The 19278-nt window shown below is 45.0% G+C and carries 17 protein-coding genes and 1 tRNA gene; 6 read left to right on the forward strand and 12 right to left on the reverse strand.

Annotation, left to right across the window (positions count from 1 at the left end; all coding sequences use genetic code 11):
* The 4 genes from BHV83_RS15260 to rseP all read left to right on the forward strand — a co-directional run bounded on the left by BHV83_RS15260 (window position 1) and on the right by rseP (window position 3616).
* The gene (locus BHV83_RS15260; RefSeq protein ID WP_502687967.1) at window positions 1-96 is read left to right on the forward strand and encodes a hypothetical protein; all 96 of its coding nucleotides are present in this window, start codon (window positions 1-3) and stop codon (window positions 94-96) included.
* A 15-nt stretch (window positions 97-111) separates the two neighbouring features.
* Window positions 112-984: a M23 family metallopeptidase gene (locus tag BHV83_RS15265; RefSeq protein ID WP_005641364.1), complete on the forward strand. Its 873-nt coding sequence runs from the start codon at window positions 112-114 to the stop codon at window positions 982-984.
* Between the two features lie 5 nt (window positions 985-989).
* Window positions 990-2141 carry a 1-deoxy-D-xylulose-5-phosphate reductoisomerase gene (locus BHV83_RS15270; protein WP_122204490.1) on the forward strand — a complete coding sequence of 384 codons (1152 nt, stop codon included), beginning with the start codon at window positions 990-992 and terminating at the stop codon, window positions 2139-2141.
* Window positions 2142-2281: 140 nt separating this feature from the next.
* Window positions 2282-3616: an RIP metalloprotease RseP gene (gene rseP / locus BHV83_RS15275; RefSeq protein WP_005641362.1), complete on the forward strand. Its 1335-nt coding sequence runs from the start codon at window positions 2282-2284 to the stop codon at window positions 3614-3616.
* Between the two features lie 144 nt (window positions 3617-3760).
* Here the strand turns inward: rseP and bioD are convergent, their stop codons facing one another.
* The 12 genes from bioD to BHV83_RS15335 form a co-directional block, all read right to left on the reverse strand.
* Window positions 3761-4438, reverse strand: coding sequence for a dethiobiotin synthase (gene bioD, locus BHV83_RS15280; RefSeq protein WP_005641361.1), 678 nt, complete (start codon window positions 4436-4438; stop codon window positions 3761-3763).
* Between the two features lie 8 nt (window positions 4439-4446).
* Window positions 4447-5211, reverse strand: a complete 765-nt coding sequence (bioC, locus tag BHV83_RS15285) for a malonyl-ACP O-methyltransferase BioC (RefSeq protein ID WP_119215624.1) — start codon at window positions 5209-5211, stop codon at window positions 4447-4449.
* The gene (locus BHV83_RS15290) at window positions 5199-5864 is read right to left on the reverse strand and encodes a DUF452 family protein (RefSeq protein WP_022322334.1); all 666 of its coding nucleotides are present in this window, start codon (window positions 5862-5864) and stop codon (window positions 5199-5201) included. The genes bioC and BHV83_RS15290 overlap by 13 nt, the downstream gene beginning before the upstream one ends.
* Window positions 5865-5926: 62 nt before the next feature.
* The gene (locus BHV83_RS15295; RefSeq protein WP_005641358.1) at window positions 5927-7066 is read right to left on the reverse strand and encodes an 8-amino-7-oxononanoate synthase; all 1140 of its coding nucleotides are present in this window, start codon (window positions 7064-7066) and stop codon (window positions 5927-5929) included.
* Between the two features lies 1 nt (window position 7067).
* Window positions 7068-8348: an adenosylmethionine--8-amino-7-oxononanoate transaminase gene (gene bioA / locus BHV83_RS15300; protein ID WP_005641357.1), complete on the reverse strand. Its 1281-nt coding sequence runs from the start codon at window positions 8346-8348 to the stop codon at window positions 7068-7070.
* A complete protein-coding gene (gene bioB / locus BHV83_RS15305) occupies window positions 8345-9325 on the reverse strand; it encodes a biotin synthase BioB (protein ID WP_005651148.1) in 981 nt (326 codons plus the stop codon). The genes bioA and bioB overlap by 4 nt, the downstream gene beginning before the upstream one ends.
* Window positions 9322-9735, reverse strand: coding sequence for a hypothetical protein (locus tag BHV83_RS15310; RefSeq protein ID WP_119215622.1), 414 nt, complete (start codon window positions 9733-9735; stop codon window positions 9322-9324). Before BHV83_RS15310 ends, bioB begins: the two co-directional genes overlap by 4 nt.
* A 4-nt stretch (window positions 9736-9739) precedes the next feature.
* Window positions 9740-11266 carry a peptide MFS transporter gene (locus BHV83_RS15315; RefSeq protein WP_005641353.1) on the reverse strand — a complete coding sequence of 509 codons (1527 nt, stop codon included), beginning with the start codon at window positions 11264-11266 and terminating at the stop codon, window positions 9740-9742.
* 20 nt (window positions 11267-11286) lie between these two features.
* Window positions 11287-12354 carry a DUF4831 family protein gene (locus BHV83_RS15320; RefSeq protein WP_122131926.1) on the reverse strand — a complete coding sequence of 356 codons (1068 nt, stop codon included), beginning with the start codon at window positions 12352-12354 and terminating at the stop codon, window positions 11287-11289.
* Between the two features lie 294 nt (window positions 12355-12648).
* Window positions 12649-14184 carry a tetratricopeptide repeat protein gene (locus BHV83_RS15325; protein WP_122204483.1) on the reverse strand — a complete coding sequence of 512 codons (1536 nt, stop codon included), beginning with the start codon at window positions 14182-14184 and terminating at the stop codon, window positions 12649-12651.
* Window positions 14185-14932: 748 nt separating this feature from the next.
* Window positions 14933-16444, reverse strand: a complete 1512-nt coding sequence (locus BHV83_RS15330; protein WP_122115288.1) for an NAD(P)H-hydrate dehydratase — start codon at window positions 16442-16444, stop codon at window positions 14933-14935.
* Window positions 16445-16625: 181 nt separating this feature from the next.
* Window positions 16626-16698 (reverse strand) — tRNA-Gly (locus BHV83_RS15335).
* A gap of 77 nt (window positions 16699-16775) precedes the next feature.
* On the opposite strand from BHV83_RS15335, the gene argB reads away from it, so the two are divergent.
* Together argB and BHV83_RS15345 are read left to right on the forward strand one after the other, a co-directional pair.
* Entirely contained in the window at window positions 16776-17543 is a 768-nt protein-coding gene (gene argB, locus BHV83_RS15340) for an acetylglutamate kinase (protein WP_022322110.1), read from the forward strand.
* A 263-nt stretch (window positions 17544-17806) separates the two neighbouring features.
* Entirely contained in the window at window positions 17807-19276 is a 1470-nt protein-coding gene (locus BHV83_RS15345; protein ID WP_005651161.1) for an ATP-binding cassette domain-containing protein, read from the forward strand.
* Window positions 19277-19278: the final 2 nt, after the last annotated feature.

The raw sequence follows: 19278 nt of genomic DNA on the forward strand, positions 1-19278 counted from the left end.
CTGTTGTTGCCTGCCGCCGAGGAACTGATCTTGTCTGCCGATCATGAGAATAAGACGCTGGCCGTTTCCGTTCCGGAAGGTCTGTTGGATTTATGAAATTGACGAATACACATGGCACAAAAGCAAAGACGAACAAATAAGAAATCATTCTGGCACCGGATTAGGTTTAAATACAAACTGTCTTTCTTCAATGAAGGAACGCTGGAGGAAGTATGGTCTTTCCGGTTGTCACAGCTTTCCGCATTTGCGATGTTGGCCTTGTTTGCTTTCTTGCTGATCGCTTTTACTGCCTTTATCATTATTAAGACACCGATACGGAACTATCTGCCGGGTTATCTGGATGTGGAAGTTCGTAAGGAGATCATGCAGAATGCCTTGCGTGCCGATTCGTTGGAAAGGATGATCCAGATACAATCTCTTTATCTGAATAATGTGGCGGGTATTCTGTCGGGGACGATGCCGATCGATTCGATTCGAGAGATCGATTCGCTGGCACGAGTGAACCCTGACTATGAGATTCCTCAAACGAAGGAGGAAAAGAAGTTTGTAAAGGATTTTGAAGAGGCGGAGAAATACAACTTGGCAGTCTTGGACCCGAATCCGGTTCCTACTGACGGTGTCTTTTTCTACAAGCCTGTAGATGGAGTGGTCTCTTCTCATTATAATGCCAATATCCGGCATTATGGTGTCGACTTGGTTGCAGCCCCGAAGGAAAGCGTGCTGGCTACGTTGGATGGCACGGTGGTCTTTGCTGGCTTCGATCCGAACTCCGGGAATGTGATACAGGTGCAGCATAGGAATGGTTTTTTATCTATTTATAAACATAACGAATTATTGCTGAAAGAGGTGGGCGACCGCGTCGTCGCGGGAGAGGCCATTGCTCTGGTAGGCAATACGGGGAAATTGTCGACCGGTCCCCATCTCCATTTCGAGTTGTGGTATAAAGGTGGCCCAGTCAATCCCGAAGAATATATAGCATTTTAATACGCATGAAAAGAAACTTGGCCATATTAGGTTCTACAGGTTCTATCGGAACGCAGGCTTTGGAAGTAGTCAGCGAACATCCTGACCTTTTTGAAGTATATGCTCTTACTGCCAATAATCAGGTGGATCTGCTGATTAATCAGGCACGTAAATATATGCCTGAAGTGGTGGTAATCGCTAACGAGCAGAAATATCCCGAATTGAAGGAGGCGTTGGAAGATCTCCCTATCAAGGTATGGGCGGGTTCGGATGCCATTGCCCAGGTCGTCCAGTCGGAACCGATCGATATGGTGCTGACGGCAATGGTGGGATATGCGGGGCTGAAACCGACGATCGCAGCGATCAAAGCCGGTAAGGCGATCGCGTTGGCAAACAAAGAGACGTTGGTAGTGGCCGGCGAACTGATCACAGCTTTGGCTGTCGAACACAAAGTGCCGATCCTGCCTGTAGACTCTGAACATTCTGCCATTTTCCAGTGTTTAGCGGGAGAGTGGGAGAACCCAGTGGAAAAGATATTGCTGACGGCTTCCGGCGGCCCTTTCCGTACCAAGACAATGGAGGAACTGGCTGTCGTGACCAAGGCACAGGCGTTGAGGCATCCCAACTGGAGTATGGGGGCGAAAATCACGATCGACTCGGCGTCGATGATGAACAAGGGGTTCGAGATGATAGAGGCGAAGTGGCTGTTCGGGGTTACGCCGGAACAGATACAGGTCGTGGTGCATCCGCAGTCGGTGATCCATTCGATGGTTCAGTTTGAAGATGGTGCGGTGATCGCCCAGTTGGGGATTCCCGACATGAAACTTCCGATCAGCTATGCTTTCTCATATCCCAAGCGGTTACACAGTAAAGCACCCCGTTTGGACTTCACTCAATATGCGACGCTTACTTTTGAGGAGCCGGATATGGAACGTTTCCGTAACTTGGCGTTTGCGTTCGATGCAGTCAGGAAAGGTGGTAATATGCCTTGTATCTTGAATGCTGCCAACGAAGTAGTGGTCGCTGCTTTCCTGCGTGACGAGATCGGCTTCTTGCAGATGAGCGACGTGATTGAAAAAACAATGGCGAAAGCCACTTTCATCTCTGTCCCTACCTACGAAGATTATGTGGCGACGGATGCGGAGGCGAGAAAAATTGCAGAGCAATTTTTTAATTGATAGTTAGGAGAGAAAATATTATAAAGAAAGATAATAGATAATAATTAAGAACAAGACGATTGAGGATGGACAAGGGACAAGAAGAAGTATGAAGGTATTTAATTGTCAATTGTTCATTGTCAATTGTCAAGAGACAAAGTATGGAGACATTTTTAGTTAAGGCTCTACAGCTCATTTTGAGTTTATCGATATTGGTGTTGGTCCACGAATTCGGACATTTTATCTTTGCCCGTATCTTTAAGGTTCGGGTGGAGAAATTTTACCTTTTCTTTGACCCGTGGTTCTCGATTTTCAAGTTTAAGCCTAAAAACAGTGATACGGAGTATGGTGTCGGTTGGCTTCCTTTGGGAGGTTATTGCAAGATATCCGGTATGATCGATGAGAGTATGGACAAGGAGGCGATGGCACAGCCGCCGAAACCTTATGAGTTCCGTTCTAAGCCTGCCGGACAACGGTTGATGATCATGGTTGCCGGTGTGTTGTTTAACTTTTTGTTGGCGCTGTTTATTTATTCGATGGTGTTGTTCACTTGGGGGGATACGTTCCTGCCGTTGAAAAATGTGAAGGCGGGTATGGATTATAGTGAGACTTTCCATAACGTTGGATTCCAGGATGGCGATATCTTGCTGAAAGCGGACGATACGGAGTTGGAGCGTTTCGGAGAGGATTGTTTCCGCCGTGTACTCAATGCACAGACCGTAACGGTTTTGCGTGGTGGTGTTGAAACGGTAATTCCCATCCCTGAAGATATGGCACAGCGCGTTATGCGGGATAAGAAAGGATTTGCCTCCTATCGTTTCCCGATGGTCGTGCGCGAATTGGGTAAGACGGAAAGTGGCGAATCACCTGCCGCAGTTGCCGGTTTGCAACCGGGAGACAGTATCGTTTCTATTAATGGCATCGTAACCCCTTCTTTCTATGAGGTAGGTGAAGTGCTTGCACAAAATAAGGATAAGGATGTATTGGTCGGTTTTTATCGTGCCGGTATCCCGCAGACATTGACACTGCATACGGATACGGCTGGGAAAATGGGTATTTATTCTGTTTCGCCTTTTGATATGTATCAGACGGTGACTCGTAAATATGGTTTCTTCGAGTCTTTCCCTGCCGGTGTTATGTTAGGTGTGAACACTCTGAAAGGGTATGTCAGCGACATGAAATATGTCTTTACGAAAGAAGGAGCTTCCAGCCTGGGAGGGTTCGGTACGATCGGCAGTCTGTTCCCGGCGGAATGGGATTGGCATTCGTTCTGGATGAAAACGGCTTTCCTTTCTATCATCCTCGCCTTTATGAATATTCTGCCGATTCCGGCTTTGGACGGCGGGCATGTGATGTTCCTGCTCTATGAAGTGATTGCACGCCGCAAGCCGAGTGACAAATTCCTCGAATATGCACAAGTTACCGGGATGTTCCTGTTGTTTGCTTTACTGATCTATGCGAACGGAAACGACATTTTCAGGTTCTTCTTCAAGTAGTGAAGTAAATGATATATGAATAAACAGCCGCTTATCATTCTTTTAACAGAGATGGATAAGCGGCTGTTCTTGTAAAGAGACGTCTGTTTAAGCTGAGGCATCATCCAAAACACCGGTGTTTTGAAAAGGAGGGGTAGAGGGAGCTTAGAACAGGCTGCTGATATCTATGTCTGCCACTCCTGCCGTTGCTTCCGGAAGTGTGATAAGGGCAGTTTCTGGAAATTCCTTTTCCAGATATTGAGTGAGGTATTCCAGGGTGTTGGCGGTTATCAGTTCGTCTGTAGGCGGATAAAGATTGTAAACAACCGTTCGGACCGGAATTCCGTATTGTTTGCAGGCGTAGAGACTTAATAATGTATGGTTGATGCTACCTAATTTGCCGGATGTCACCAGGATAACCGGGTATCCTTGTTCTTTTACATAATCGATGGCGAGCGAATGAAAATCGTTCGGAACCATCAATCCGCCCGCACCTTCCAGCAAGACGTACTCATATTTCTCTTGTAGGCGGCGGGTTGCCTCGGTGATGACAGAGAGATCGATTGTCTTCCCGTCTTTCTCCGCAGCCATGTGGGGAGAGCAGGGATAGGTGAAGATGTAAGGACAAGTTAATCCGGCTTTATCCTCTTCAGTGAAAGGAATTCCCTGTATTTTCCGGTGCATTTCGATATCTTCCGAGACTTCTGTGCAACCCGTTTGAATCATTTTCTGGGTGATGACTTTTTTCCCTTTTTCAGCCAATGCGCATGCAATCATGCCGGTGGCGAAAGTTTTACCGATATTGGTATCGATTCCTGTAATAAATAAGACTGTTCCTTTCATATCCTTTTTTATTTTTTGGTTGCTAATATATAAAGCGGGCGGTATGTGAGTGTCACTTGGCCGTCGGTTGTTGCGAATTGTTCCGCATATTGCCGGCAGAATGATTCCTGCCGGCCTTTTGTCCAACAGCCGTTTCCGGTCGCTGTGACGCCCGTTGCTTTGAGGTGTCTCAGTACGTCCAGTGGGGTTTTGAAGGTAAGGACGATCGTATCCTCTTCCTGATGCAGCAGATTGAAATCTGCTGTGGATAGCCATCCTACAAGTGTATCGGAGGTTGGGTACACAAGTCCTTTTCCTGTCAGTTCTTTGATTTCGTACAGGTTGCCGGGGACAAAAGTGCTGAACAGGAGTAATCCTTGCTGCATCAGCAGTCCCGACAGTTTATGGAGAAACGTTTCCGGTTCTTTCATCCACTGGAAAACAGAGGCGGATGCAATCAGGTCAAACTTGCCGGGAAAGGATAGTGTTTCGGCATCCCCGGCTATGAAGCGGGGAGGAGAACCAGGGAAGAGCTGCTCTATCTTTTCCTGGCAGTCCTCGCAAAGATCATTCAGTATCCATTCGTCAATATGGCATTGTTGTTTCAGCACTCCGGTGAATCCGCCCGTGCCACAGCCAATTTCCAGCATCCGTTTGTAACGGATATTCGCCTGATGAGGGAGGAGAGAAGCGAGTTTCCGACTGATACGGTGTTGGGCATCGGCATGGTTGTCGTAGCTGGACAAAGCACGTGTAAAGCGGATATGTATCTGTTTAGCTTCTATTGCTTCCATATTTCGTTCCATTGTTTCCATAAATAAAAAGGATAGTGCGGAGCTTCTATCTCGGTTATAGGACAACGGCCTTGCCAGAAGGCACGCAGATTCTCGGTAGGAAAGATCCGGTCTTTGGAGGAGATGAGAGCCTGTGTCCATCCGTTAAACAAGGCGGAAGCTGGTGATGCTTTCTTTATTTCGGCGTACAGGTACTCCAATTCTTCCCGGATGTCGGCGAGCGGACGAGGCGGTATCTGCTCGTAGGCTTGCAGAATATCCCGTTTGCCGCACATGCGCCGGTTGAAGCGTCGCATGCCTTCTTCGGTTACGTTATCCAATGTTCCCCGGAAGATCGTTTCCGGGATACCCCACCGGTCATGAACGGGGCAGGGAGTCCCGTTGACGGCAATGGCTTCGGTGAAAGATACAGGCTTTTTACCAAACATGACCGAAGCGGCCCATACACCTAATGACCAAGCTACCAGTCGGATTTTCCGGTATCCGGAAAGGGCTTCTCCTTCAAAATCCATTCCCCGGTAGTCATAGCAAATCCAAAGATCCGTATCCGGTTCCGTTTCCAGCTGCCGGAATACTTCAGGAGAAGCTGCCCAGCCTGAAAAGATGAGAAGAAGTTGGCTGTTGCCTGTTTTTGTTTGTTTATATATGTTCATGCTTTTGATTTATGAATTTTGATTTATGAATGGTGAATTATATTTGTGTGTTTTGATATAAATCATAATTCATTAATCATAAATCGGATCTCCTCTTCAGTTATGTCGGCTGTTAATGAGAAGCGTATCCGCGCTGTCCCTTTGGGGACTGTGGGAGGGCGGACGGGGAGGCAGTAAAAGCCTTTCCGTTGCAGGTAGAGGCTTGTCTGGATACAGTCTTCGTTTTCTCCAATAATGAAGGGAATGATGTGGCTTGCCGATATTTCTCCCCCTTTCCCTTTCAAGGCCTCTGAAAGCAAGTGGCTGGTAACGGCCAGACGATGCCGTTCGTCGGTAAAGCTGGGAAGTCTCTCAAACAGAAACTTTGTCCAGGCGATTTGAGCAGGTGGGAGTGCCGTGCTGAATATCAGAGGGCGCATCGTATTGATCAGATATTCCCTAACCGTCTGGCTGCACAACAGATAGGCTCCCATTGATCCCAAAGCCTTTCCGAAGGTACCGACCAAGAGATCTATATCGCGGATGCAATCCTGCTCTTCGGCGACCCCCAAGCCGTTTTCCCCTCTTACACCGATAGCATGCGCCTCGTCTACATAAAGCCATACATTCGGATATCTTTTCTTTAAGGATACCAGCCGGCCGAGATCGGCGATATCTCCATCCATGCTGAAAATACTTTCCGTGACGATAATAATTTGCTCGTATGCATGTACGTATTTAGCCAATAGCTGTTCCAAATGCTCATAATCGTTGTGACGGTAACGTTGGTAAGGTGCGCCGCTCAGCAGAATCCCGTCGATGATACTCGCATGTACCAGTTTGTCCGCCAGGATCAACGACTGTTTATCCGTCAAGGCGGGAAGTATTCCGGTATTGGCATGGTAACCGCTGTTGAACAGCAGGGCGGCTTCGCGTCCGAAGCGGTTGGCCATCAGTTCTTCCAGCTCGGTATAGACCATGAAATTCCCAGTCAGTAACCGGGATGAAGAAGAAGAGAACGGCAGGCCGCTTTCCTGCAACTGTTCGATAAACTCGTCCCGCAGATCCTGCCGGGACGAGAGTCCGAGGTAGTCGTTGGAAGATAGGTTGAGCATTGTCTGCCCCTCTTTTTCGATCCATTTGCCACGATGGACGATATCAGGAAGACTGCGCAGATTACCGGAAGCCCTTAGTTTCTCCAATATGTCGTTATAATCTTTCATTTTATTTTGAATCTAATACGGTTAACAGCCCTTTTGTTAATTTAGACAATTCCTCTTTTTGAATGATAAAGGGTGGCATCAGGTAAACCAACTTACCGAACGGGCGGACCCAGATGCCCTTTTCGATAAAACGTTTTTGTAAGACGGCCATATTTACCGGTTCTTTCATCTCGATCACACCGATGGCTCCCAACACACGTACCTCTTGTACGTCGGGGAAAGATGAGGCAGGAGCCAGTTCTTCCCGAAGCTGTGACTCTATGGCCTTCACCTTTTCCTGCCATCCGCTTTCCAACAGGAGCGAGACCGATGCCGATGCGATTGCACAGGCCAACGGGTTTCCCATGAAAGTGGGCCCGTGCATGAAACACCCTGCCTCACCACTGCAAATCATATCGGCTACGGGTGTACTGGTGACGGTTGCCGACAGTGTCATGTAACCTCCCGTCAATGCCTTGCCGATGCACATGATGTCCGGTTCCACCCCGGCCCATTCCCAGGCGAAAAGCCGCCCGGTCCGTCCGAATCCCGTTGCGATTTCATCAAAGATCAGCAATACTTGATACCGGTCACACAGTTCACGTGCCGCTATCAGAAATGCGGGTGAATAAAAATACATACCGCCTGCCCCTTGAACGACAGGCTCGAGGATTAAGGCTGCGATCTCTCCTGCATGTTTCTCAAACAAGTCTTTTAAAGGTTCAATCGCCTTTTCGTCCCATTTTTCCTCGAATCTGACGGAAGGCTGGGGTATAAAGTATTGTACAGGCAGGCTTCCGGAAAAGATCCCATGCATGCCGGTAACCGGATCGCAGACAGACATTGCGTGCCAGGTATCTCCATGATAGCCGCTTCGGATGGTCGCGAAAGCATATTTTTTTTGTTTCCCTTGTGACTGCCAATATTGGATGGCCATCTTCATGGCGACTTCTACTGCAACGGAACCGCTGTCGGCAAAGAATATCTTTTGCATAGAAGGCGGCAGCAACGGGAACAACTTGGCTGCCAGTTCTACAGCCGGTTCGTGGGTAAAGCCTCCGAACATGATGTGGCTCATCTTGTTCAGCTGTGCCTTGGCCGCAGCATTCAACACCGGATGATTATAACCATGCACGGCCGCCCACCATGATGACATGCCGTCGATCAGCTTTCGGCCGTCTTTCAGGGTGATCGTAACCCCTTCTGCTCGTTCGACCGGATAGACCGGAAGCGGATCGATTGTCGATGTATACGGATGCCAGATGTGTTCCCGGTCAAAGTGTAGTAATTCTTCTGTCGTCATCTTTCCCAATCTGTATTTTCGGTTAATGAATATCCTTCGGAGGTGAAAAGAGCTTTGTCTTCCGTTACCCGGCTTCCGATCGTTGTCAGCAGGTCGCCGATGATCGCCGAATTGATACCTATATAAAGAGCCTTGCGCTGTATCTTTTCACTTAGTTGGGCCCGTCCGCCCGAGAAACGCAGGTAAGCATTCGGGTTGATGAAACGAAACAGGGCGATCGTGGTCAGGAACTCTTCGTCCGTCAGCGGTTGTGCCTTTTCCAACGGTGTGCCGGGTATTGGTTGCAGGAGGTTCAGCGGGATAGAGAGAATCCTTTCCTTTTGAAGCAATAAAGCCATCTCGATACGTTGCTCTACCGTTTCACCCATCCCGATTATCCCACCTGAACAGATACGGAAACCTATTTCCCGTGCCGTCCGGATCGTTTCTAGTTTCTGTTCCGGCGTGTGGGTCGTACAAAGGGTGCGGAAGTAGGAGGGGGCTGTTTCTATATTGCAATGGTAATTTTCCGTTCCGCTGTCGTAAAGGGCTTGCAGTTGCTCACGGTTTAGGAGTCCCATCGAGGCGCAACATTTGATATCGCAGGTTCGCTTGATACGGCGTACGGTCTCTGTAATCTTTACCATATCTTTGTCCGAAACCTTCTTACCGCTGGTGACAAGTGCAAAACGGCTGATTCCTTGCTTATGGTTATGTGTCGCATGGCGGATACATTCTTCTGCCGGCAACAGCGGGTAAAGCGTCACGTTTGTTTTATAATGTCCGGACTGTGCACACCATTTACAGTCTTCGCTGCAATTCCCGCTTTTGGCATTGATGATGGAACAAGTGTCGAACTTGTTTCCCATGAAGTGGCGGGTGATCTGATGAGCTGCTTCGTAGAGGGCTTCCTTATCCGGAACGGCAGCCAGTTCTTTTGCTTGTTCTTCGTTGATCATGCCACCGGAAAGAACATGTTGTTTGAGTGTTTCAATCATGTATTTGGGTATTTGTATAAACGAAAATCGCGGAAGGCCTTCAGTTTATAACTGAGACCTTCCGCGATTTCGGAAATGTTATCTTTTATTATGTGTGCATACGATGCCGCAGGTCGGTTTGCGATCTGGACAGGACATAAGGCTTGCAGGAGCAGGGACAGGGTGATGTCTTTTGAACAGTCTGGATGAGATGTATTCTCCTTTTCTTCAGTCTCCCCATTGTTTACCTTGTCGAAAGTGAGCACGGACGTATGTACGGAACCATTTTTTGCCTGGAACCGTTCAGATACGTTTGCCGACAACTGCCCGATCGTAACGGCATGTTGTATACTAATGAAAGCAGCATACCTCTTCCGGCTCCATCTTCTGAAGCGGAGAGCAACAGGTTTGTATGTATACTGCTTCCTCATGGTCTTATGCTACCTTTTCTAATTTTTTCATGACAGAGAAAATGAAAACGGCAGAAACGAGACATACGCCGACCAATACACCCCATACGATCCACAGAGGCATATCTCCCCAAATCCACGCTGCTACGGCTGTCAAATAGTTTCCGATAGCTGTTGCAACGAACCAACCTCCCATCATCATACCTTTGTATTTGGGAGGAGCCACCTTCGAAACAAAGGAAATACCCATAGGCGAAAGTAATAACTCACCGAATGTAAGAACCAAATAAGTGGAAATTAACCAATTGGGTGAAACGAAAGAGGCAGTACCGGCCTGGATTGCTTCGGATTGTGCTTCGGGAGTCAATAGGCCGAATGATGAAAACATCATTAAGATGAATCCGCATGCTGCCACCAGCATGCCGAGACCGATTTTACGCGGTGCCGACGGTTCTTTGCCTTTTCTGGATAATGCCCCGAAAATAGCCATGGAAACAGGAGTTAAAGCAACCACAAAGAATGGGTTGAATTGCTGGAAAATAGGAGCATCTACGGGAACCGAACCATTGAGTGAACTATAGCGGTATCCTAAGAATGCAAGTGCAAGTAGAATGACGATACCGGATATTGCTTTGCCTTTTCCTGTAGAAGACTGGAATAAGGAAAATAGACCATAGACGATAAAGATTATGGCAACCAGATTCCATACATCGAACATCATGCTTTCCAAGCCAGTTGAACTTTTGGCCGTGAACTCATCGGCAAAATAAGTCAGGGTAAGTCCGTTTTGGTGGAATGCCATCCAGAAAAAGATGACAACTGCAAACACTAAACACAGAGCTATGATACGGTCTTTTGTTTCTCTCGGAGAGAGTTCTTCCACTTTGGCCGTTTCCTTTCCTGCGCTTGTTTGTTTGATATTTCCTTCCACATGCTTGAATGTGCGGCGAGAGGAATAATAGATAGCCATGGATATGATCAGAGAAACGCAGGCCACTCCGAAAGCAAAATGATAAGAGTCGTTTACACTAACCCCTAAATTTTGTTGGGCGTATTCCATGATCTTTACGGCTGCTGTAGGAGCAAACAATGCACCGATATTGATCGCCATATAGAAGATACTGAAAGCGGAATCGCGTTTGGATGCATATTCGGGAGAGTCGTATAAGTTACCGACCATTACTTGCAAGTTCCCTTTGAATAGTCCGGTTCCCGTACTGATTACCAACAAGGCGGAAAACATACAGGCCAAAGCCAATGTCCCACTGCCTAATGGCAATGCGAGCAGAACATATCCGGCAAACATGGCGATGATACCGATTGTCACCATCTTGCCATACCCGAATTTATCAGCTAAGATACCGCCGATGAATGGTAAAAAATAGACTAAAGCAAGGAATGTGGAGTAGATCGTACCTGCCATACCTGGCGATAGACCAAAGTTTGCTTTTAAGAAAAGTACAAAAATTGCGAGCATGGTGTAATAACCAAAACGCTCGCCGGTGTTCGCTAAGGCTAACGCATATAAACCTTTAGGCTGTCCTTCAAACATAGAATTAATTTGTTAGATGATTATTGAATGATTTGTTTTATTGCACCTGTTTCCGGATAGAAATAAACTTTTACCGGAGCTTTTTTATCTTCAAACATGATGGGGGCAAGTCCTTCCCGTGTACCGAACTGGGTAATTTGTGCTTCGCCTTTATAAAGTGTTTTTTTGTTCATGCTGATTTCGATGCTGGCTTTACCTGGTACATTATATATAATGCCCTTCAGTGATTTTTCTTTCTTTTCAGCCTCTTTCGGGTCTAAAACAGGAGCGCGGTCGATGGCTTTTAAGTTCATATACACAGGTGCTCCGCCCAAATCGTCGGCATCTACGATTCCCAATTGGGGGGAGAAGCGGAATAATACTTCTTTATCGAGATTGTCGAAAGGTACAATAGTCACTTCGTAGTCACTGACTTCCTTTGCCTGGATACCTGTGAACAAGTTGGTTAGCGCTTTTTCCTGCTCTTCCAGTTGTTGGATGACCAGCTTCATCGCTTCGCCATCGGGTGGCAGGTTATCGGCATCACCCGTAAGAATGTTCATGCGGCTCTCGCGGATACGGTAGATTTGTTTGGCTGCCACTTCTGCCTGCTTGGCTGTAGATCCTGCCATAAGCAACTCTTCTGACAAAACAGAGGCATCGGTTACTTTTGTCGGAGCCTGATTTTTCTTTCTTGCCGCTTCCAGTGCTGATTCATCGGGGGTATATTCGGCATTGATGGAACAAAGCAGTCCGTCTTCTGTCAAATAAGCATATGGGGCAACTGTTCCCGCTTTAAATTCAACGATGAATGTATTGTCTGCATCGGGTACACCTTTGTTGACCAAGCTGATCTTTCCTAATTCGTAATAGACCTTATCTTCTGTGATAGCGTCTTTTACTCCTAAATATTTTTCTGCGTATTTATAATAGGGACCTGCTTTGCAAGTTACTTTCGTAACTTCTGCATCTACAACCAGAGATGTTTTAGGAAGTGAATAAGTTATACCGAAATTATTTGCCTTGACGGCATTTTTCTTTACAACTTTAGTCTGAGCCATAATGGGTAAACTAAGGAGCAGACTGGCTATAATGATTAAATTCTTCATATTCTAATCTAAGTTTAATCTCTACTAAATGATTGTACAAAACTATGAAATATTTTGTTAGTAACCAACCGGAAAAGCCTCTTTTCCTCATTTATAGATCAGAGAAGAGATAAAGAACGGTCCCAAAGGCGGCGGAAAAGGAGATCGAGATATTAGGCTTGGTTAAATCACCGCCCGGGACTGTTCTTGTATATTAATTAAAATAAGATTTGTTTTAGTGATCGACAAAGGTAAATTTCTCTTCATTATTAAGCACGTATTTTTGTTGACAAAAATGTGACAAGTTGTACTTCCTTAGAGATCAGATATGAATTTGTCGAACTTTTCTGTGTTTTGAGGCTCTCCTGTGAACTTTTTATATAATCTTCTGCGACATTGAGACACCCCTGAACTTGTGATATGCATAATGAAGGCTATCTTTTTTATGGGTAATTGCATCTTTACTAAATAACAAATATGTATTTCTTCTATGGAGATTTGTGGGTAAAGTTTTATAAGTCGATTGGTGAAATCTGGATATGTTGCATCAATCAATTGATGTAGTTCTTCCCATTCATTTGGACCAAGTTGTATGTCATTCTCCCTATGAATCCTAATATATAAAGATGAGTTATGAAAATCTTTATCCAACAAAAGAAATGTTCCCTGTTTTTCGAAAATTTGCCTGTTTTCCATTTCAAGCATTAATTTTCTCGCTTCATATAGTTGTTTTTCGACTTCACCCATTTCTTCTTGTTTAGATCGGAGCATTTCTGTTAATTGAGAAATTTGTTTTTCATTGTCTTCTATGTATTGTTGACTGCGTTTGTATTGCTCTTCTTTTAAATGGGCAAATCTCTTTTTTCTATTTTGTTCTTTTTTGAAAAATATGAAACTTAAAATGAAGATGATACTGAAAACGATAATCACTTGATATATCAAAATCATTCTTTGGGTTGCTTCTTTTTCGTATTTACTTTTTTCATTAACAATCCTTTGGTAGTTAAACATACTTTGTGTTAGACGCGTATTTTCAAAATGTAAACTATCTACTATGGAATTGCGTGTTTGTTCATATAGATTGGAATATTTGATGAGATCGTTGATGTTTTTTTCTTTCTGAGCTATTTGAGCCAAGTGGTACAAACTACCAGCACGTGTATGAATATTGGAACTCTTTACACAATGATTAAGATAAAATTTAGCAGAATCTAACTGGTTGGTGGCAATGTGCAGTTCTCCTTTTGACAAATATAAGGAATAGAGTGTTTTTTCATTACCGATTAAAGGCTTTGCTTTTTCTATGCATTGATATGCTTTTTTATAGTCTTTGAGACTGAGATATAGATTCCCTAAATCGGTAAGGATAGAGGCTCTGTTTTTTATTGCAGAGTATGAAATTGCACGTTTATAATATATTATTGAACTATCTGGTTTTTGTGTCAAGGAATATATACGTGCAATGTTTCTTAGGGCAAAAGCAGTTTTTACCGAATCGGGCTCTAACTCCAAATATGACAGGGCCTTTTTATACATGGGTAACGCCATGTCGTTGATATCCTGGTGAGCATATAAAGTACCTAAGTTGTTATAAATGTTAATCAGGAGAGTATAATCTTTTGAATCTTCGCCTATCTCCAAAGCCTTTAAGTAATATTCTTGTGCCTGTAGAGCATCTTGTAAATCGGAATTTACACGCCCTAAGTAGTTTAAGGCGCTGTCCGGTTGTTTTTCGATGGTTTTCTCCGCTTCAAGTAGTATTGGAGTCTTTGGGGTATTATTGCAAGCACCCATGGTCAGGAACAAAACGAGGGCAACAAGCGATGTAATATGTAGTAAAAACTTATTCATTTCTCTTCCCTTTAGTTATGGATTCGAATATACTTGTTTTCGGGAAAAAAATGATTTATTTCCAATAAAATGTTTTAATCATTTTATTTATTTACTTCGATTTATAAGAAAAAAGCCTATTTTTTTTGCTGGTACAGTAGTTGATTCGTGAACCCCATCCCTGCAAATCACTCGATTATTTTATGCAAAAAACGGCTATAAAATAGGTAAAACCGGGTAGTTTTTATTGTCAGATAAGGGACTTTAGTTGCCGGACATCCCCATGTTGCCATCCTTAACACCCGGATGTACCGGCTCTCTACACCCGGATGTTAAGGATGGCAACATGGGGGTGTTTATAGAATTATGTGCTTGTCTTTGCTAAAAAAAGAGATAGCTTTTGTGGAATGAAGAACCGTATTTTGCCAATTTAATACCTATTATATTCGTTTTTACATTTGTTTATTCGATTATTTTATATGCTTTTTAAAAAGTAGAAGAAAGTAGTATATTGATTTCCAGTTACATAATAAATTTCATGTGTTTCAGACGTGATAGAGACGTGATAGAGAAGTGATAGAGGAAAACGTCCTGTATCACTCCTCTGACGCTTGAATATGAATAGCTACAACCTTCGTAGTGATAGAGTGATAGAGGATTTTCAGGAAACTTCGTATGCCGATCATAATCTTCTTTGAAAACGGAGGGGGATACTTTGGGGGGCAAAATGTATGTGCCCCCCTTATTGAGTTAAATTAATGGGATCTTTTTATTTTATCTGCTTGAACGCTTTTCCCAGCATATCCGTGATGTCACTGGCGATCATGCTTTCTTCTGAACGGTAGACGGCAGCCAGGTCACCGGCTGTCCCGTGAAGGAAAACACCTGAAACGGCTGCCGTTTCGGGCTCTAACCCCTGTGCGAGCAATGCTAAGATGATACCTGTCAAAACGTCACCACTGCCTGCCGTAGCCATACCCGGATTTCCACAATTGTTGAAATAAACGTTTCCGGTAGCCGTACAGATTGCTGTATAAGCCCCTTTCAAGACAACGCAAAGTTGATGATCGGTAGCGAAAGCTTGAGCCTTTTTCAACCGTTCGTATGAATTAGTGCTTTCACCCGCTATCCGGTCGAATTCTTTGGGATGCGGTGTCAGGATGCTGCGTGGAGGGATGCGTTTCAATAAATCTTTATTGGCTGCAATCAGGTTCAACGCGTCGGCATCGATCACAAGTGGCTTTTCTACTACTTGGAGTAGCTGTTCCAGAGCTTTGACGGAATCCGGATGTTGTCCCAGACCAGGCCCGATCGCGATTGAGGAGTAGGCTTTGATACCGGAAACAGAGCTGAAATGATCTTGATGTTGATCCAGATCAACCATCGCTTCCGGAAAGGCAGTCTGCAAAATCTGCTCGCCACGTCCGGGGATGTGGACGGTCAGTAAACCTGCTCCACTTCTAAGGCAGGCTTTAGCGGATAGGAGGGCTGCTCCCATCTTTCCGTGGCTTCCGGCGATCAGAAGTGCATGGCCGAATGTCCCTTTATGGGCAAAGCGGTTACGGGGTTGGAAAACAGCAGCAATATCTTCTTCCGTCACCAATGTGAATTGTGTCGGAGTGCTGGCAATTATTTCCGGGTGTAACAGGATGTCCAGTACTTTCCATTCACCGACAAATTCTGCATTTTCGGGAAGTAGAAACGCTAATTTCGGAAAACCGAATGTCAGCGTCAGATCGGCATGGATAATAGCGTCCGGATCGTTCTTGCGGTTGTCTTCGCCGAACAGGCCGGAAGGAATGTCGATTGCAACGACGGTCGCATCCGACTGGTTGATATATTTTACCATCGCGGCAAATCCTCCGGTTAAGGGGCGATTCAGACCGGAACCGAACAAGCCGTCTATCACGACATCCCGTTCTTCCAGTTCGGGCGGGACAAAATCGTCCACGACTTCCGTGAATTCGATCTTTTCCATGTGAAGCAACCGTTGCTTGTTCAGCTCACAGTCATCAGAAAGACGCATGGTTGGATTGAACAGATAAGTTTCCACCCGGTAACCGGCATCCGTCAGCATACGGGCGATTGCCAGCGCATCGGCTCCGTTGTTTCCTTGTCCGGCAAATACGATAATACGAGTTTGTTTGGAATAGCGGCGGCAAAATTCACTTGTAAATACGGTTGCCGCACGTTCTACCAAGTCGATAGAGCTGATCGGTTCGTTTTGAATGGTATATTTATCGAGCTCTCTGACTTTATCTGTTGAGAATATCTTTATCATAACTATCGGTTGTCTTTGTTTCTTTGTGCATACAAATGTAGGAATATTACTTTTCTTTTGAAAGAAAAGTTTTGCTTACTTTTGAGTCACTGGGATTTTGCTGTGCATGTAATTTGTTTTTACAAAAAAACACTCCCGATTATCTGTTAATAACATGATAATCAGAGAGTGTCTTCTTTTGAGCGGTAGGCGAGGCTCGAACTCGTGACCCTCAGCTTGGGAAGCTGATGCTCTACCAACTGAGCTACTACCGCGTTGGATGGTGCAAAAGTATACAAATCTTTTATTTTTTACTACCTTTGGCTCAAAAAAATTAGAATAATTTATAGGGATGGAAAAGCTAACGCTGATAAAGGTGGGAGGAAAGATTGTGGAAGAAGAGGAAACACTTCGCAATCTGTTGAATGATTTCTCGCAGGTAGAAGGATATAAAGTGCTGGTTCATGGGGGCGGACGTTCCGCTACGAAGCTGGCTGCACAATTGGGTATCGAGAGTAAGATGGTGGGCGGTCGCCGGATTACGGATGTTGACATGTTGAGGGTGGTTACAATGGTTTACGGGGGACTGGTCAATAAGAATATTGTCGCCGGCCTTCAGGCCTTAGGTATAAATGCGTTGGGACTGACCGGAGCGGATATGAATCTGATGCGGTCGGACAAACGTCCGGTGGGAGAGGTGGACTACGGTTTTGTCGGTGATGTGAAAGAGGTGAATGCGGATCTGCTGGCATCCCTGATTCATCAAGGTATTGTTCCGGTATTGGCTCCCCTTACACACGACAAACAAGGACATATGTTGAATACCAATGCCGATACGATCGCAGGAGAAGCCGCAAAAGCTCTGGCGAAACATTTTGAAGTGACTTTGATGTTCTGCTTTGAAAAGAAAGGTGTCTTGAAAGATGAGAACGATGATGAAAGTGTGATTCCCGAAATAGACCGTACGGCTTTCGAGCAGTATGTGGAAGCGGGTGTGATTCAAGGGGGAATGATCCCTAAGCTCGAAAATTCGTTTCAGGCGATCGATGCCGGGGTTAAGCAGGTGATTATCACGCAGGCTTCGGATATTCATTTGGGGAAAGGTACACGTGTCTTTTAAAGTGTTACTAAATTTGTTGCTAATATTATGTTTTGCAACAAATTTGGGTTGTAAAATGATAATAAGTAAAATTGTTTCGTATATTTGTGGTGTAAATAGTTTAAGTGTATTTTTTAAGACGAACGTTGGGATACTGTACAGGTCTGTTTTTTGGTAACTAATTTGCGAAGGAATATATAACAATATACCTGTACAAAATAGAAGGGGGAGCTTGGGAGAGTTTCCCCTTTTCTGTTACCTTTGCTTCGTGTAATAAAAAGGCGATGGAAAATAGGAAAATAGTTGTGAATATTCGGAACGTCGTGACCCGTTTGCCGGAACTGCGTTTTGAAGAACCTCTCAATTGGATAATAGAAGAGGGACAACAATGGGGTGTTATCGGGCCGAACGGTGCGGGCAAAACATTGATTGCTGACGTCATGCAGCGTAAATTTGCATTGAAGGAAGGCGAAGTTGCTTTCGGGTACGAGGAAAATGTCAGTAATATAGTGAAAAGTATAGCATTTAAGGATATTTACTCCTTGGCCGATTGCCGTAATTCTTATTATCAGCAACGCTGGCATTCGACTGAAACGGATGAGGTCCCAACAATAGAAGATATATTAAAAGAAGATGCGGGATCGGAAGATTATCATAAAGTGTTATCTTTGTTCGGCATAGAAGAGCTTTTGCCAAAGAAACTGATCTTCCTGTCCAGTGGTGAGTTGAGGAAGTTTTTGATTGTTCGTACGTTATTGAAGCATCCTCGTGTCTTGATATTGGATAATCCGTTTATCGGATTGGATGCTCCTTCGAGGGGTGTTCTGGTGGAGATGTTGCAGCAAATAACGAAGTTGAAATGTGTGCAGGTGGTTTTACTGCTTTCTAATCCGGACGATATACCTGAAATGATTACACATGTCTTACCGGTCAAGCAACGCAAATGTCTTCCTGTTTACAGCCGAGAGGAATTCCTGAAGCAAACGGATCTGATAGCCGATTTATTCCCATTCGAAGGAAAGGAAGATTCCGTTCGGAGCGGGGCGTTTTCACTTCCGGTCGGGGAACAGAAAGAACCTTCCGCTCATCTCGTTACTTTCAGGATGGAACATGTTTCGATCAAGTATGGTAACCGTACGATTCTGAAAGATCTGGATTGGGAAGTGAGAAACGGGGAGAAATGGGCGTTGTTCGGTCCGAACGGGGCTGGCAAATCGACTTTGTTGAGTTTGATTTATGCCGATAATCCGCAGTCGTATGCCAATACGCTTTATCTTTTTGATCGTAAACGTGGTTCGGGGGAAAGTATCTGGGATATAAAGAAGCGTATCGGATATGTTTCCCCGGAAATGCATCTTTTCTATATGGAGAATGTGCCGGTATTGAATATCGTCAGTTCCGGATTTTTTGACTCGATCGGGTTGTTCAGGAAATGCACGGAGAGGCAGCAACAGGTAGCTTTGGCCTGGATGCGTGTATTCGGTATTGAAGAGTTGAAAGACCGTTCTTTTCTTACACTTTCTTCCGGTGAACAGAGGTTGGCGCTTTTAGCGCGTGCGTTTGTCAAAGATCCGGACCTGATTATCTTGGATGAACCGTTGCACGGATTGGATGTGAGCAATAAAAAGAAGGTGGCTGCCATTATCGAGCAGTTCTGTTCGCGTCCGGGAAAGACGTTGATTTATGTCACGCACTATCCGCATGAATTGCCAGCTTGTGTGGATAAACGTTTTGAATTGGTTAAACACGCTTAAGG

The organism is Parabacteroides sp. merdae-related_45_40, assembly GCF_001915675.1.